The following is a 15476-nucleotide window of genomic DNA, read 5'->3' on the forward strand; positions in this document are numbered from 1 at the left end:
CCTTCGAGGGATGCGAAACGGGTCGTGTGCCTGTCACCGCGTCACAGCGATGTCACAGGCACACGACCCGTCGGGAATCAGGAAACGACAGCGAGAACGTCGCGGGCGCTCAGGATCAGGTACTCCGCACCGGCGTACTTGACCTCGGTGCCGCCGTACTTGCTGTAGATGACCTTGTCACCGACGGCGACGTCGAGCGGGACGCGGTTGCCGTTGTCGTCGATCCGACCGGGACCGATGGCCAGGACCTCGCCCTCCTGGGGCTTCTCCTTGGCGGTGTCCGGGATGACCAGGCCCGAAGCCGTGGTCTGCTCGGCGTCGAGGGGCTTGACGACGATGCGGTCCTCGAGGGGCTTGATGTTGATCGACACGTGTTCGACCTCTTTCTCTGCTGAGAAGTTGTCTGACTTGGATCGGAGAGCAATGCCCTCCCACGTTGGGGCTTGGGAGGGGGTACGCCGTCGCGGGGGTCGCACTCCGTCACAAGCACTGGCACACTCACCAGGAGAGTGCCAACGACGAAACTAGCACTCACTCCCAGCGAGTGCCAGAAGGGACCCCGAACCTGACCGGCTGGCAGGATGTCCCGGTGGATCTTGACGCGTTCCGGTGGCTGCTCACCGACGACGGCCAGGCGCTGCTCGCGCAGGCGGGCACGGCGATCGCCGCCGGCGAGCCGGAGCTGCGGGTCAACACCCTGCTGCGGCGCACCGCCAGCGCGGACCACGCCGCCGCGGCGCTCACGCAGGTCGCGCTGCGGCGCGCGGCGGAGCCGAAGTTCGGCGCGGACGCGGCGCGGATGTACTTCACCCCCGACGCCCTCGAGCAGGCCACCCGGTCGAGGGTGGCCACCCACCGCGCGGGCCGGTACGCGGCGTTCGGCGCCCGGACCCTGATCGACCTCGGCTGCGGGATCGGCGGCGACCTGATCGCCGCCGCGCGGGCCGGCCTGGTCGTCGCGGGCGTGGACCTCGACCCGGTCCGGGTCGCGGTCGCGGAGGCCAACCTCGCCGCCCTCGGCGTGCCCGGCGCGGTCCAGGTCGCCGACGCCACCACGCTCGACCACTCCCCCTTCGACCTGGCCTTCGCCGACCCGGCCCGCCGCGGCGGCGCCGGGCGCGCCTGGCGGGCCGAGGACTGGACGCCGCCGTGGACCTGGGTCGAGCAGCTGCTGCGCCGCGACGCCTGCGTGAAGGTCGCCCCCGGGATCCCGCACGACCTGATCCCGTCCGGGGTCGAGGCCGAGTGGGTCAGCGACGCGGGCGAGGTCAAGGAGGCCGCACTGTGGTCGGGCCGGACCGCGACGACCGGCCGCCGCGCGACGGTCCTCGGCGACGGCGGCCTGGCCACGATCACCGACGAGGAGGACCCCGGTCCCGAGGCGGTCGGCGTCCGCCCGGTGGGCGCCTACCTGTACGAGCCCGACGGCGCGGTGATCCGCGCCGGCCTGGTCACCGCCGTGGCCGCGGGGGTCGGCGGCGGCCTGCTGGACCCGAAGATCGCCTACGTCTCCGCCGAGCAGGCGTTCCACACCCCGTTCGCCCGCGGCTACCGGGTGCTCGAGGAGCTGCCGTACCGGGAGAAGCAGCTCAAGGCCGCCCTGCGCGAGCGCGGCGTGGGCACCCTGACCATCAAGAAGCGCGGCGTGGACGTCGTTCCCGAGCAGCTGCGCAAGCGGCTGGCGCTCTCCGGGGACGTGCCGGCGACGATCGTGCTGACGCGCGTGGCGGGGGCGGGGACGGCGTTGCTGGTCGAGCCGCTCTGAGCGACGTCAGCCTGCGGCCTCAGGCCGCCGGGAGGTCGATCGTGCGGCGACCGCGGGCCGCGGCGGCGCGCTCGGTGCGGATCACCAGCCGATGCAGGTCCGCGTTGTCGCCGAGCCGGACCCGGTCCGGGACCACCCGCTGGGAGGCACGGACGGCGGCGGTCAGCGACCGCCAGGCCGCCGCGTGCGCGGGGGTCCAGCGCAGGCCGAACAGGTCGCGCACCGGGGCCGGCAGCATCCCGATCACCGTCAGGTTCGTCATCCGGATGCCCGGCGTCATCGGCCACGGCACCGGCATGTCGGTGGCGATCGCCCGACCCACCGCCCGGGCCTCCTCGGTCAGGTGCATCCGCCCGCCGTCGTACCAGCCCTGCATCCAGCGCTCGAACGCCGCCGAGTCGGCGGGCGCCACGTCCTCGGGCATCCCGAAGAGCACCCCGAACCGCACCCAGTCGGCCCACAGGTCGTCGCGCTCGGCACGGCTCAACGGACGGACCAGCGTCTCGAAGGCGACCCGCGAGGAGTCGGCCAGCATCGCCATCGTCCACAGCATCAGCTCGGGATCGAAGGCGTCGTACGGCGTCCCCGCCGCGAAGGTGCCCTCGTCGCGGTCGAGCTCGCCGCGCACCCGGCGGTGCATCCCGCGCACCGCGCCGAGCAGCCGATCGGCCTCCTCCCGCGGCGCGAAGAAGACCGTCTCGAACGCCAGCGCGGTGCGCGCCAGTCGCTCGAAGGGGCGCTCCCTGGCCAGCGTCGACTGCGAGGTGCCGACATAGGGCACCGGGTGGGTCGCGCCGATGATGAGCGCCCGCTGGCCGTAGGTCTGGCCGACCGCGCGGTGCGACTGCACGTGCCGCAGCATCGAGCCCGGCGGGAAGTAGCCCTCGCTCACGCCGTCGAGCCTAGGCAGTGCGCCGCCAGCCGTCACCGGATCGCAACCGAAAATGGCGCTGACCACCCGATCGACCACGCTAGCGTTTTCTCCCGTGTTCAAAGCCCTAGGACGGTTCATCTCCCGTCATCCCTGGTACGTGATCGGCGCCTGGGTGGCGCTCGCCGTCGCCGTCGTCTCGCTCGCCCCCGCCCTGCAGACCACCTCGGAGGAGTCGGACTTCCTGCCCGACCACTACGAGTCGATCCAGGCGATGACGCTGCAGGCCGAGAAGTTCCCGGCCGCCATCACGCCTGCCGCCATCCTGGTCTTCGAGCGGGAGGACGGGGAGCCGCTCACCGAGGAGGACCAGGCCGAGGTCGCCCGGGTCGCCGAGGAGCTGGGCCCGCAGCTCGAGACCAAGACCTTCCTGCCGCAGGTCTTCGTCGTGAACGAGCAGGGCCAGCCCAACGTCTCCGCCGACGGCCAGGTCGCGCTGGGCATCGTCGGCCTCGCCGACGGCGCCACCGGCTACGACCCGCAGGCGATCGAGGACGGCCAGGCCCTGCGCAGCGACCTCGACGACCTCGTCGCCGACTCCGGCCTGACGGTGCAGTCCGGAGGCCCGGTGCTGCAGAGCCTCGACTCCCAGGAGTCGAGCGAGAAGACCCTGGCCATCGTCGGCATCGCGACGATCGTCCTGATCGTCACGCTCCTGGCGATCATCTTCCGCAGCGTGATCATCTGCCTGATGCCGGTGGTCGTGGTCACCATCGTCTCGCTCGTGGCGACCGGGTTGATCTCCTGGGCCAACGAGGCCTTCGATCTCAAGGCCGACTCGTCGATCGAGACGATCCTGGTGGTCGTCCTCTACGGCATCGGCACCGACTACATCCTGTTCTTCCTCTTCCGCTACCGGGAGCGGATGCGGCAGGTCGCCGACACCCCGGGCGCCGTGGTCTACGCGCTGGAGCGTGCGGGCGAGGCTATCGCCTCCGCCGGCGGTGCCGTGATCGCGGCGTTCATGGCCCTGGTGCTGAGCTCGCTGGGCATCTTCAAGGCCATCGGCCCGGCCCTGGCGATCGCGGTGGCGGTCACCCTGGTCGCCGCGCTGACCCTGGTCCCGGCCGTGGTCACGGTGCTCGGCCGCGCCCTGTTCTGGCCGTCGAAGAAGTGGAAGGTCGAGCCCGAGGCGGCGCGCTTCGCGGCCCGCGGCGAGGGCCTGGCGCGCCGACCCGGCCTCTACGCGACCGGCTCCGGCCTGGTGATGGCCGCGCTCGCTGTCTTCGCCCTCGGCTTCGCGCCGTCGTTCGACTTCAGCTCCAGCGTCCCCGAGGACCTCGAGTCCAGCCAGGCGCAGGCGACCTACCTCGACCACTTCGCGGCGGGCACCTCGGACCCGGTGCCCGTGCTGGTCCAGGCCGACGAGGGCACCCTGGACGAGCAGGCGCTGGCGACGTACAGCTCGGCCCTGGCCGGCGCTGACGGGGTCGCGCAGGTCGCGCCGACCCAGCTCTCCGAGGACGGGACCACGGCCCAGATCTCGCTCATCCTCTCCGTGGACCCGGCCTCCGACGAGGCACAGGACCTGGTCGAGGGGCCGCTCCGCGAGGTCGCGCACTCCGCGGCACCCGAGGGCACCACGGCGTACGTCGGCGGCACGCCGTCGATCTTCGTCGACATGCAGCAGGCGATGGTCCGCGACTACAAGGTCGTCTTCCCGGTGGCCGCGCTCGTGATCATGCTGATCCTGGCGCTGCTGCTGCGCAGCCTGGTCGCCCCGCTCTACCTGATGGCGGCGGTCGGCCTCGGCTTCGCCGCGACCCTCGGCGCGACGGTGATCGTCTTCCAGCACGTGCAGGGCGAGCCCGGCCTGATCTTCATGCTGCCGATCTACATCTACCTGTTCGTGACGGCGCTCGGCACCGACTACAACATCCTGATGATCGCTCGCCTGCGCGAGGAGGCGCGCGAGGGCAAGGACCCGCGGGCAGCCGCCGCGGAGGCGGTCAAGCACGCCGGTCCGACGATCGCCGCCGCCGGCGTGATCCTGGCCGGCACGTTCGCCTCGCTGATGCTCGGCGGCAACACGCTGATCGTCTCGATGGGCTTCGCGCTCTCGTTCGGCATCTTCATGGCGGCCTTCGTGATGGCGATGTTCTTCACCCCGGCGCTGACCGCGCTGATCGGGCACGCCGCCTGGTGGCCCGGCCACGGGGACGAAAAGGCGCCGGCCGAGCCGGACGAGCCCGTGGAGGAGCCCGTCCGGGCCTGACGACTGCTCCAGCAGCACCACGCGCAGCGGCCCCGGTCGCCCGATCACTCGGGTGGCCGGGGCCGCTGGCGTTGCTGGCGTTGCTGCTGGTGGTCGCGCCGGCACCGCCTCGGGTCGTGTGCCTGACACCCGCCCATGCCGGGGCATCAGGCACACGACCCCTCATCCGTGCACGAGGCTCAGCGCCCCAGCGCGTCGGCCTCCGCGCCGATCGTGGTGTCGTCCCCGTGGCCGGTGTGCACGACGGTGTCGGCCGGCAGGCCGAACAGCGAGGCCCGGATCGAGGCCTCCAGGGTCGGCCGGTCGCTGAAGGACCGGCCGGTCGCGCCGGGGCCGCCGTGGAAGAGCGTGTCGCCGGTGAAGACGCAGCCCAGGTCCTCGGCGTAGAGGCAGACCGCGCCCGGGGCGTGGCCCGGCGTGTGGATCACCCGCAGTGTGGTGCCGGCGACCTCGATGGTCTGGCCGTCGGCCAGGTCCAGGTCCCACAGGTAGCCGTCCTCGGCGTCCGGCCCGCCGTGGGTGAGCTCCCACAGCGGACGGTCGTCGGGGTGCAGCAGGATCGGCGCGCCGGAGCCGCCGTTGGCGGCCTCGCGCAGCGCCGGCGCCATCCGGCAGTGGTCGTCGTGGGCGTGGGTCAGCACGATCGCCTTGATCGTCCGCTCCCCCGCCACGGCCAGGATGTCCTCGACCGAGTGCGGGGCGTCGATGACGACGCACTCCTCGTCGTCGCCGACCACCCAGATGTTGTTGTCGACGTCGAAGGTCTCCCCGTCGAGGCTGAACGTGCCGCTGGTGACCGCGTGGTCGACGCGCACGCTCACAGGACGACCACCGAGCGCAGCACGTCGCCGTGGTGCATCCGCTCGAAGGCGGCCTCGACGTCCTCGATGCCGATCTCCTCGGAGACGAAGGCGTCCAGGTCGAGCCGGCCCTGCCGGTAGAGGTCCACCAGCATCGGGAAGTCCCGGCTGGGCAGGCAGTCGCCGTACCAGCTGGACTTGAGGGCGCCGCCGCGGCCGAACACGTCGATCAGCGGCAGGTCGGGCACCTTCATGTCCGGGGTGGGCACGCCGACCAGGACCACGGTGCCGGCCAGGTCGCGGGCGTAGAAGGCCTGCTTCCAGGTCTCGGGGCGGCCGACCGCCTCGACCACCACGTCGGCGCCGTCGGCGCCGTCGTAGGTCTCCGCGCAGATCCGCTTGATCTCCTCCACCGGGTCGACCTGCGAGGAGTCGACGGTGTGGGTGGCGCCGAGCCTCGCGGCGGCCTCGAGCTTCTTCGCGTCGATGTCGACGGCGATGATCGGGCTCGCCCCGGCCAGCGCGGAGCCGGCGATCGCGGCCACGCCGACGCCGCCGCAGCCGATCACGGCCACCGACTTGCCGCGGGTCACCGCGCCGGTGTTGATCGCGGCGCCGATGCCGGCCATCACGCCGCAGCCGAGCAGGCCGACCGCGGCCGGGCGGGCGTCAGGGTCGACCTTGGTGCACTGGCCCGCAGCGACCAGGGTCTTCTCGGCGAACGCGCCGATGCCCAGGGCCGGGGAGAGCTCGGTGCCGGCGTCGGGGCCCTCGGCGAGGGTCATCCGCTGCGTGGCATTGTGCGTGGCGAAGCAGTACTGCAGGTCACCGCGCTTGCAGGCCCGGCACTCGCCGCAGACCGCGCGCCAGTTGAGCACCACGAAGTCGCCCGGGGCGACCTCGGTGACGCCCTCGCCGACCGACTCGACGATGCCCGCGGCCTCGTGCCCGAGCAGGAACGGGAACTCGTCGTTGATGCCGCCCTCCCGGTAGTGCAGATCGGTGTGGCAGACCCCGCACGCCTGGATCTTCACCACCGCCTCGCCCGGACCGGGGTCGGGCACGTTGATCGTGGTGAGCTCGACCGGGGCACCCTTCTCGCGCGCGACGACGGCCTTGACCTGCTGCATGGATCCTCCTGGTGGGGTGGCGCTCGAACGAGGCGCCGAAGGGGACGGGCGGGGCAAAACTAACGATCAGAGGTTGCCTTCGGGTAAACAGTCACGCCTGGCAGTGAACTGCCTATCCGGCAAGCACATCGGTGACCGGCAGGCTGGAGTCGGCCGGCAGGTCCAGCGAGGACGGCGTGCGCCCGCGAGCGACCATCGTGGAGCCGAGCGCCGCGACCATCGCGCCGTTGTCGGTGCACAGGCCCGGCCGGGGCACGCGCACCCGGATGCCGAGCTTCGCCGCCCGCTCCTCGGCCATCGCCCGCAGCCGCGAGTTCGCGGCAACGCCGCCGCCGATCATCAGGTCCTCGATGCCCTCCGAGCGGGCGGCGTCCAACGCCTTGCGGACCAGCACGTCGCAGACCGCCTCCTGGAACGACGCGGCGACGTCGGCCACCGGCACCGGCTCGCCGGTGCGCTCCCGCGCCTCGACCCAGCGCGCCACGGAGGTCTTGAGCCCGGAGAACGAGAAGTCGAAGCGGTGCCGCTCCAGGTCGCGGCGGCTGGTCAGGCCGCGCGGGAAGTCGATGGCGACCCGGTCGCCCTCGCGGGCGCTGCGGTCGATGTGCGGGCCGCCGGGGAACGGCAGGCCCAGCAGCCGGGCGACCTTGTCGAAGGCCTCGCCGGCCGCGTCGTCGATGGTCGCGCCCATCGGGTCCACGCCGGCGCCCTCACCGTGGTCGCCGGTGATGTCGGTGACCCTGAGCAGGCTGGAGTGGCCGCCGGAGACGAGCAGCGCCAGGCACGGCTCGGGCAGCGGACCGTGCTCCAGCTGGTCGACCGCCACGTGCGAGGCCAGGTGGTTGACGCCGTAGAGCGGCTTGCCCAGACCCAGCGCCAGCGCCTTCGCGCTGGCCACGCCGACCAGCAGCGCGCCGGCGAGGCCCGGACCGTGGGTGACCGCGATCGCGTCCACGTCCTTGAGGGTGATCCCGGCGGTCTCGCAGGCGCGGTCGATGGTGGGGACCATCGCCTCCAGGTGCGCCCGGCTGGCCACCTCCGGCACCACGCCGCCGAACCGGGCGTGCTCCTCCACGCTGCTGGCCACCGCGTCGGCGAGCAGGGTGTGGCCGCGCACGATGCCGACGCCGGTCTCGTCGCAGGACGTCTCGATGCCGAGCACCAGCGGTTCCTCGCGCATGCTCAGACCTCCATTCTGTTCGCGGTCGCGTCGCCGCCGATCGGGTTCAGGTGGCGCTCCAGGATCACCGCGGTGGCGCCGTCGCGGTAGTAGCGCGGGCGCCGGGCGATCTCCACGAAGCCCTCGCCCAGGTAGAGCGCGAGCGCCGGGCGGTTGTCCTCCCGGACCTCGAGCAGCAGGCGGGTGGCGCCGGCTCCCTTCGCCAGGTCCCGTACGCCGTCCAGCAGCCGCCGCGCCAGGCCCTCGCGGCGCTGCGCCGGCGCGGTCACGATCCTCTGCAGCTCGGCGTCGTCACCGACGACGCTGACCACCGCGTAGGCGCGCACGTCCGGGACGCCGTCGGGGCCCGACCGGTCGGCCACCAGGTAGCTGACGGTCGGCACCCCGCCACCGAGGCCGTCGGCGACGAGGTTGCGCGACCAGGAGTCGGCACCGAACCCCTCGTCCTCCAGGGCGACGACAGCGTCGAGGTCGCTCACCTCGCCCGGGCGCACCCGGACCGGGTCCCCGAGACCCATCACGAGACCGGCTTCGGCGAGCGCGGGATCTCCGCGTCCGGGCGGCGCAGGTAGAGCGGCTCCGGGTCGAGGAGCTCGACCAGCCAGCCGGCGACGGCACGCGCCAGGAAGCCCGCCGAGGGGCGCAGCGGGGGGCGGGCCCCGGGGAACGCGTCCGGGTAGAGCGCCCCGCCCTCCCCCACGACCGGCAGGTCGCTGGCGACCGCGGCGGGCCGGTCCACCACGGGCCCCTCGACGCGGCGGCCGCGCTCGTCGTACGAGGCCAGGTAGACCTCCTTACGCCGGGCGTCGGTGGCCACCAGGAACGGCCCCTCGACGGCGCCGGTCGCCATGCCGTTCGCGATGGCCTCGGCGGCCAGGACGTCGAGGGAGCAGACGCCGTGCACGGGGATGCCCAGGACGTGGCCGAGGGTGCGCGCGGTGACCAGCCCGACCCGTAGGCCGGTGAACGGCCCCGGCCCGGCGCCGACCGCGATCGCCGTCAGGTCGCCGGGGGCGACGCCGCCTTGCGCCAGCGCCCGTTCGATGAGCGGCGCCAGCTGCTCACCGTGGCGCATGGCCTGGTCGGAGGTGAGCTCGACGGTCACCTCGTTGCCGTCGTGGAGGGCTACGGTCACCGTCGGTGAGGCGGTGTCGAACGCGAGCAGCACTCGACGAGCCTAGGGCATCGCCCCAGCATCCCTCCCCGGCAGTCGCCTAGCGCATCGGCAGCCGGGCACCCACCCACCGGGCACCGGCGCGGACCACCTCGACGACCCGCGGGTCGTCGTCGGGGTCGGCGTCGGGCGCGGCCAGCTCGCGCAGGATCCGGACCTGCAACGGGGAGTCGGTGAGCGCCTCGGCGAGTCCCTCACCCCACTCCACGACGGTGACGGCCTGGTCGAGGTCGGTGTCCAGGTCGAGGTCGTCGAGCTCGGCGGACCCGTGCAGGCGGTAGGCATCGACATGGACCAGCGCCGGCCCGCTGTTGAGCGACGGGTGCACCCGTGCGATCACGAACGTCGGCGAGGTCACCCCGCCGCGCACCCCCAGCCCCGCCCCCAGGCCCTGGGTGAAGGTGGTCTTGCCCGCCCCGAGCTCTCCGGTCAGGACCAGTACGTCGCCGGCGCGCAGCACGGTCGCCAGTCGCTCCGCGAGCTCGCGCATCGCCTCCGCGGTGGGCACCTCGTAGCGACGCGGGACGGGCCGCGACAGCTCGACGTACGGCGTGTGCCGGCCGGTCTCCACGAAGCCCTGCTCGCGCCAGAAGCCGATGGTGGCCGGCAGCTCCTCGCGGGCGAGCACGACCAACCGGTCCGCCTTCGGCAGGTGCCGAGCGACGTGCTCGACGGCCGCGGCGACCAGCCGGCGTGCCACGCCCCTGCCCTGCGCGGCGGGGGCGACCCCGAACCGGCGCAGGTAGACGGCGGCGTGGTCGGGCTCCTCGCCGGGCTCGCCCTCCGGGTCGAAGACCACCGCGGCGACCGGGTGGCCGTCGACCTCGGCGACCATGCCTCCGGTGTGGGACAGCTTGGTCGTCAGCGAGTCGATGTCCTCGCTGAGCGCGTCGGTGGGCGGGTCCAGCGGCACGCGGTCGGCGAAGGCGGCGCGGACCACCGCGAGCACCGCGCCCGCGGCCTCGGGGCCGACCGCACGGATCGTCAGCTCCTCGGCGCCGGTCGTGCCGGTCGTGCCGGTCGTGCCGGTCGCGCCGGCGCCCTCCGCCGGGTCGCCGTGGCGCCCGGTCTCCGTCGTGCTCATCGGGATCGGACCGCCGTGGCCGCGGTGATCAGCTGGTCCAGCTCGGCGTTGACCAGGTCGTGGCACTCCAGGATCACCATGTGGCCGGCGCCCTCGCACTCCAGCAGCCGCGATCCGGGGATCCGGCTGTGCAGCTTGCGGGCGTGGCCGATGGAGGTCAGCCGGTCGGCGGTGCCGCCGATGATCGAGGTGGGCACGTTCCCGAACAGCTCGATCAGGTGGAACTTGTCCAGCCCGGCGAAGTGCGGGAAGAAGTCGGCGATCACCTCGAACGAGGTGGCCGAGAGCATGTCGTCGACGAACTCGACGTACCCCCGGGGGACCTCCTTGCCGAAGGCGAGCCGGTCCGTGGCCACGGTGGCGACCGCCCGACCGAGCCGACGCAGGCCGTCGATGTGTCGGTGACGGCGGTGCAGGGTGCTGACGGCGCGGTGGCTGAACGGGCCGGCGAGCTTGGCCGGCACCAGCGGCAGCAGCATCCGGCTCGGGTCCAGACCGCCGGCGGTGGTGGCGATCAGGCCGACCCCGACGACCTTGTCACCGATCATCTCTGGGTACTGCTCGGCGAGCGCGATGATCGACATCCCGCCCATCGAGTGCCCGACGAGCACCACCGGGCCGTCCGGCACGGCGGCGTCGATCACGGCCTTGAGGTCACGGCCGAGCTGGTCGATCGTGGCGTTCTCCCGTGAGGACTTGCCCGAGCGGCCGTGGGAGCGCTGGTCGTAGAAGACGGCGCGGACCAGGCCGCGGTACGCCGCGCGCTGGAAGTGCCAGCAGTCCATCTGCAGGCAGAACCCGTGCACGAAGAGCACGGTCACCGGCGGTGTGCTCGAACGGCTGCGCCGGAACAGCCCGGTGGCGATCTCCTCGCCGAGCTCGTCGACCTCCACCCGCAACGGGACGCCGTCGTCGGCGATCACCGTCATCGGCTCCGAGCGCAGCTCGCCGAACGACAGGTCCTCGCCCGCGCGGCGGCTGATCTGGCGCTGCTCCCGGGCGATGCCCAGCGCGGTGCCGACGGCGGCCACGCCCAGGGCGCCCGCCATCGAGGTGAGGAACCGGCCACGGGCGCTCACGGCGTGCTCCCGTCCGGGCCGGGGCCCCCGACGTCGCCGCCGTCGTGGTGCGTCCGGGACATGCGTCCTCCGATCCGGGTCACGATCTCGTAGTTGATGGTGCCGCACGCCTCGGCCCAGTCCTGCGCGGTCGGCTCGCCGTCGTCGCCGGGTCCGAACAGCACCGCGTCGGCACCGACCGGCGGCCGGTCCCCGTCGAGGTCGACGACGAACTGGTCCATGCAGACCCGCCCGCGGATCGGACGTCGGCGTCCGGCGACCAGGACCTCGGCGGCGGTGGCGGGGTCCGCGGAGGAGGCGTGCCGCGGGATGCCGTCACCGTAGCCCAACGGCACGAGGCCGAGGGTGGTCTCGCGCCGTGCCCGCCAGAGGTGGCCGTAGGAGACACCCGCGCCGGGCGCGGCGTCCTTGACCATCACCAGCGGGGCGCGGACCGTCATCGCGGGCCGCAGCCCGAGGTCCGGGGTGTTCCCGGGCGCCGGGTCGAGGCCGTAGAGGGCGATCCCGCAGCGCACCGCGTCGAACCGCGCCGAGGGGCGCAGGATCGCGGCCGCCGAGTTGGCCAGGTGGCAGATCTCGGGCGTCAGGCCGGCGGCCCGCGCCGCCGTGATCGCCTCGCGGAACGAGGCCTCCTGGGCGTCGTTGGCCGGGTGCTCGGGGTCGTCGGAGCACGCCAGGTGGGACCACACGCCGGTGATCCGCCACGAGCCCTCCCGCTCGCCCCGGCGGGCGCGCTCGAAGAGCTCCGCCCACTCGCTGCGCGGTGCCCCACCGCGGGAGAGGCCGGTGTCCACCTTCAGCTGGACCCGCGCCCGGCCGTCACCCGCGCCCGCACCGGTCAGCGTGGCGGCGGCCTCCGCGATCTCGTCCAGCTCGGCGACCGAGTACGCCGTGACGTCGAGGGAGGCCCGCAGGCACGCCTTGTAGTCGGTGTCGGGCGTGGTGAGCCAGCACAGGATGCGGCCCGGGAGTCCCGCCTCGCGCAGCGCCAGCGCCTCCTCGGGCGTGGCCACCGCGAGCCAGTCCGCTCCTCCGGCCAGGGCCGCGTGGGCCGACTCGACCATCCCGTGCCCGTAGCCGTCCGCCTTGACCACGGCGATCAGCGGCACCCCGGCATGGGCACGCAGCAGGCGCGCGTTGGCCCGGATCGCGCCGACATCGACGCGGATCTCCGGGTGGCCCGGGGTGGGGTTCATGCCATCGATTCTCCCATCACTCGCCCGATCAGGGCCGGCAGCCCCGCGGCGACGTCGCCGGCGCGTATCGGCCCGCGGCCCGCGGCGAGGGTCGCGGCGGCACCGTGCAGCCACGATCCGACGGCCGCCGCGTCGAACGGATCCAGCCCCGCGGCGAGCAGCGCACCGATCACCCCGCCGAGCACGTCGCCCGCGCCGGCCGTGGCCAGCCACGGCGTGCCGGTGGTGGTCACCGCGGTCCGCCCGTCGGGCCGGCAGACGAGGGTGTGGTGGCCCTTGAGCAGCACGACGGCGTCGTACTCGCGTGCCGCGCGGCGGGCGTGCGCCAACGGCCGCGCCTCGACCCGCGCGCGGTCGACGCCGAGCATCCGGGCCAGCTCACCGGCGTGCGGGGTGAGCACCGCGCGCCGTGGCCCGGGGCGGCCGTGGACCAGGTCGGCCAGGTCGGGCAGCGCCAGCGCATCCGCGTCGACCAGGACCGGTACGTTGTCGGCCAGCGCCTCCTCCAGCGCGGCCCGCGCCCCCTCGTCGCTGCCGGAGCCGACCACCCAGGCCTGGACACGACCGTCGCCGACCACCTCGGGATGGTCGGCCTGGACCGCGGCGCGCACGCTGGCGTCGCCGACGTACCGGACCATGCCGACCAGGCCGCAGGAGGCGCCGGCGACGCTGAGTCGAGCGGCCCCGGGGTAGGTCGCCGAGCCGGCGCGGACGCCGACCACGCCGCGGGAGTACTTGTGCGCGTCGGGGGCCGGGCGCGGCAGCAGCGCGGCGACATCCGCCGGCTGCAGCGCGGTCACGTCGGCCGGGCGGTCGGCGAGGTCACCGTCGGGGCCGGTGTCGAGTCCGATGTCGAGTCCGATGTCGACCAGGTGCAGCGCGCCGGCGGCGTGGGCCGCGGGATCGACCAGGTGCGCCACCTTGTGGGTGCCGAAGGTGACGGTGAGGTCGGCGACCACGTGCGGCCCGTCGACCTCGCCGGTGTCCACGTCCACCCCCGAGGGCACGTCGACCGCCACCACCGGGACCCCCTGGAGGGCGGCCAGGGCGGCGACGGCGTTGGCGCGGAGGCCGGGGCGCCCGCCGATGCCGACGATGCCGTCGACCACGACGTCGGGGGTACTGGGGCTGGCGCTGGGGCTCGGGCTGGCGCTGGGGCTCGTGCTCGTGCGGGGTGGGCCGTCGCTGGCGTCGACCAGGCGTCCGCCGGCCGCCCGCAGGGCGTCGCCGCCCGCGGGGTGGGCCTGGGCCGCCAGCAGCCAGGCCTCGACGGCTGCGCCGCGCCGGGCGAGCTGCGCTCCGGCGTACAGGGCATCGCCGCCGTTGTCGCCGGGACCGACCAGCAGCACGACCCGGCGTCCGTACACCCCACCGAGGAGGCCGGCCACCGCGTGCGCCAGTCCGGTGGCCGCGCGCTGCATCAGCGTGCCCTCGGGCAGACGAGCCATCAGCGCCTGCTCGGCGGCGCGGACCTGCTCCACGGTGTGCGCACGGATCACGGGCGCCACGGTAGTCGGGTCGGGAGGGGTGCGGTCGTGTGCCTCAGACCCCGCGGCGGTGGTGGGTCGTGTGCGTCGGAGCGCGCGGCGGTGGTGGGTCGTGTGCCTCAGACCCCGCGGCGGTGGTGGGGCGTGTGCCTCAGACCCCGCGGCGGTGGTGGGGCGTGTGCCTGAGAGCCGCCGTGTGCCCCACACCCCGCTATACCGATGCCTCAGGCACACGGCCCGTGCAGCCGCCCACGCCGAACCGCCTCGTGTGCCCCACAACCCGGAATTCCGATGCCTCAGGCACACGACCCACCAGAGTCTGGCCAGGGCAATCCTGTGGACAACGAACATCGCAGGATTGCCGGGCCACCTGACGAGGCATCGAGGCGGCATGAACCACGACATCGAAGCACTCGCACGCCGCCAGTCCGGCATGCTCGCCCGGCGCCAGTTGACCGCCCGCGGGATCGGGTGGAACGCGGTGGACCGCCAGGTCGCGGCCGGCCGATGGGCGACTCGCACGCCCCGTGTGATCAGCACGTTCACCGGCGAGCTGACCGTCGACCAACAGCGCTGGCTGGGCGTACTCCACGCTGGCCCATGCAGCCTGCTCGGCGGTCTGACCGCGGGCGCGCGGCACGGCCTGGTCGGGTGGGAGCGCGCCACCATCACGGTGCTGGTCGACGACGAGCTCGCGTTCGAACCGGTGCCGGGAGTGCGCTTCTTCCGATCCCGCCGCCCGTTCGGACTGCTCGCGTCGCCCAAGTCGGGGCTGCCGTCCTGCCACCTCGAACCCGCCCTGCTGCTGTGGGCCGCGTACGACGCCCCCTTGCGGCCGGCGTACGGGGTGCTCGCGGCGGCTGTCCAGCAGGGGCTGACCACCCCCGACCGCCTGCTGGAGTGGATCAGGGTGCTCAAGCCGCTGCGACGAGCTCCGGGGTTCCGGGCGATGATGCGTGACATCGAGGGCGGCGCGCACTCGACGGCGGAGCGGGACGTGCTGCGGATGTGTCGTCGCTACGGCTGGCCCGAACCGCAGACGCAGAACACGCGGACCGATGCCGACGGCCGCCAGCGCTGGACCGACTGCGAGTGGCGACTGGGCGACGGGACGACGCTGGTCCTCGAGGTCGACGGCAGCTTCCACATGGCGGCGAGCCAGTGGGAGGCCGACATCCGCCGCTCCCGGAGGCTCACCGCGCCCGGTCGCCTGCTCATCAGGGCGACCGCGTTCGAGGTGCGTCACGAGCCCCACGAGGTCGCGCGCGACCTGATCGCGCTCGGCTTGGTTCCGCGCGCCGCGTGATCAGCTGGCTCGTGTGCCTGACACCCCCGTATACCGATGCCTCAGGCACACGACCCACGCAGGCACCCGGGACTGCTGCACGGACAGGTGACAGTTGGGGTTAGGCCGCCTGGACGGCGGTCGGGGCCA

The 15476-nt window shown here is 73.7% G+C and carries 14 protein-coding genes; 3 read left to right on the forward strand and 11 right to left on the reverse strand.

The features are described 5' to 3' along the window. Window positions 1-77: 77 nt before the first annotated feature. Window positions 78-371 (reverse strand): co-chaperone GroES, encoded by a 294-nt coding sequence (groES, locus tag E8D34_RS16395; RefSeq protein WP_136595730.1) that lies wholly within the window; start codon window positions 369-371, stop codon window positions 78-80. Window positions 372-589: 218 nt separating this feature from the next. On the opposite strand from groES, the gene E8D34_RS16400 reads away from it, so the two are divergent. Beyond that, entirely contained in the window at window positions 590-1765 is a 1176-nt protein-coding gene (locus E8D34_RS16400; RefSeq protein WP_136595731.1) for a class I SAM-dependent methyltransferase, read from the forward strand. Between the two features lie 19 nt (window positions 1766-1784). Here E8D34_RS16400 and E8D34_RS16405 read toward each other — a convergent pair whose 3' ends face one another. Next, the gene (locus E8D34_RS16405; RefSeq protein WP_168929481.1) at window positions 1785-2657 is read right to left on the reverse strand and encodes an oxygenase MpaB family protein; all 873 of its coding nucleotides are present in this window, start codon (window positions 2655-2657) and stop codon (window positions 1785-1787) included. 94 nt (window positions 2658-2751) lie between these two features. On the opposite strand from E8D34_RS16405, the gene E8D34_RS16410 reads away from it, so the two are divergent. Beyond that, entirely contained in the window at window positions 2752-4911 is a 2160-nt protein-coding gene (locus E8D34_RS16410; RefSeq protein WP_136595733.1) for an MMPL family transporter, read from the forward strand. Between the two features lie 179 nt (window positions 4912-5090). On the opposite strand, the gene E8D34_RS16415 is transcribed toward E8D34_RS16410, so the two are convergent. The 9 genes from E8D34_RS16415 to E8D34_RS16455 all read right to left on the reverse strand — a co-directional run bounded on the left by E8D34_RS16415 (window position 5091) and on the right by E8D34_RS16455 (window position 14053). Next, a complete protein-coding gene (locus E8D34_RS16415; RefSeq protein ID WP_136595734.1) occupies window positions 5091-5732 on the reverse strand; it encodes an MBL fold metallo-hydrolase in 642 nt (213 codons plus the stop codon). Next, window positions 5729-6841, reverse strand: a complete 1113-nt coding sequence (locus E8D34_RS16420) for an S-(hydroxymethyl)mycothiol dehydrogenase (RefSeq protein ID WP_136595735.1) — start codon at window positions 6839-6841, stop codon at window positions 5729-5731. The genes E8D34_RS16415 and E8D34_RS16420 overlap by 4 nt, the downstream gene beginning before the upstream one ends. Before the next feature lie 112 nt (window positions 6842-6953). Beyond that, window positions 6954-8021 (reverse strand): tRNA (adenosine(37)-N6)-threonylcarbamoyltransferase complex transferase subunit TsaD, encoded by a 1068-nt coding sequence (gene tsaD, locus E8D34_RS16425; protein ID WP_136595736.1) that lies wholly within the window; start codon window positions 8019-8021, stop codon window positions 6954-6956. 2 nt (window positions 8022-8023) lie between these two features. Next, the gene (locus E8D34_RS16430; RefSeq protein WP_136595737.1) at window positions 8024-8539 is read right to left on the reverse strand and encodes a GNAT family N-acetyltransferase; all 516 of its coding nucleotides are present in this window, start codon (window positions 8537-8539) and stop codon (window positions 8024-8026) included. After that, on the reverse strand, window positions 8539-9189 hold the full coding sequence (tsaB, locus tag E8D34_RS16435; protein ID WP_136595738.1) for a tRNA (adenosine(37)-N6)-threonylcarbamoyltransferase complex dimerization subunit type 1 TsaB: 651 nt from the start codon (window positions 9187-9189) through the stop codon (window positions 8539-8541). Before tsaB ends, E8D34_RS16430 begins: the two co-directional genes overlap by 1 nt. 46 nt (window positions 9190-9235) lie before the next feature. After that, the gene (tsaE, locus tag E8D34_RS16440) at window positions 9236-10279 is read right to left on the reverse strand and encodes a tRNA (adenosine(37)-N6)-threonylcarbamoyltransferase complex ATPase subunit type 1 TsaE (RefSeq protein WP_136595739.1); all 1044 of its coding nucleotides are present in this window, start codon (window positions 10277-10279) and stop codon (window positions 9236-9238) included. Beyond that, entirely contained in the window at window positions 10276-11358 is a 1083-nt protein-coding gene (locus E8D34_RS16445) for an alpha/beta hydrolase (RefSeq protein WP_240771409.1), read from the reverse strand. The genes tsaE and E8D34_RS16445 overlap by 4 nt, the downstream gene beginning before the upstream one ends. Beyond that, on the reverse strand, window positions 11355-12554 hold the full coding sequence (gene alr, locus E8D34_RS16450) for an alanine racemase (RefSeq protein ID WP_136595740.1): 1200 nt from the start codon (window positions 12552-12554) through the stop codon (window positions 11355-11357). The genes E8D34_RS16445 and alr overlap by 4 nt, the downstream gene beginning before the upstream one ends. Beyond that, on the reverse strand, window positions 12551-14053 hold the full coding sequence (locus E8D34_RS16455) for an NAD(P)H-hydrate dehydratase (RefSeq protein ID WP_206056764.1): 1503 nt from the start codon (window positions 14051-14053) through the stop codon (window positions 12551-12553). Before E8D34_RS16455 ends, alr begins: the two co-directional genes overlap by 4 nt. A 379-nt stretch (window positions 14054-14432) precedes the next feature. Between E8D34_RS16455 and E8D34_RS16460 the strand changes: the two genes are divergently transcribed. Continuing rightward, window positions 14433-15347 (forward strand): hypothetical protein, encoded by a 915-nt coding sequence (locus E8D34_RS16460; RefSeq protein ID WP_136595741.1) that lies wholly within the window; start codon window positions 14433-14435, stop codon window positions 15345-15347. The last annotated feature ends 129 nt before the right edge of the window (window positions 15348-15476 follow it).

This window comes from Nocardioides sp. GY 10113, assembly GCF_004919105.1.
Lineage (GTDB): Bacteria > Actinomycetota > Actinomycetes > Propionibacteriales > Nocardioidaceae > Nocardioides.

What these genes read in the sequence shown, in the direction of transcription:
- E8D34_RS16420 (WP_136595735.1), bottom strand. Translation starts at nt 6,841, where the DNA reads ATGCAGCAGGTCAAGGCCGTCGTCGCGCGCGAGAAGGGTGCCCCGGTC.
- tsaD (WP_136595736.1), bottom strand. Translation starts at nt 8,021, where the DNA reads ATGCGCGAGGAACCGCTGGTGCTCGGCATCGAGACGTCCTGCGACGAG.
- E8D34_RS16430 (WP_136595737.1), bottom strand. Translation starts at nt 8,539, where the DNA reads ATGGGTCTCGGGGACCCGGTCCGGGTGCGCCCGGGCGAGGTGAGCGAC.
- tsaE (WP_136595739.1), bottom strand. Translation starts at nt 10,279, where the DNA reads ATGAGCACGACGGAGACCGGGCGCCACGGCGACCCGGCGGAGGGCGCC.
- alr (WP_136595740.1), bottom strand. Translation starts at nt 12,554, where the DNA reads ATGAACCCCACCCCGGGCCACCCGGAGATCCGCGTCGATGTCGGCGCG.
- E8D34_RS16460 (WP_136595741.1), top strand. Translation starts at nt 14,433, where the DNA reads ATGAACCACGACATCGAAGCACTCGCACGCCGCCAGTCCGGCATGCTC.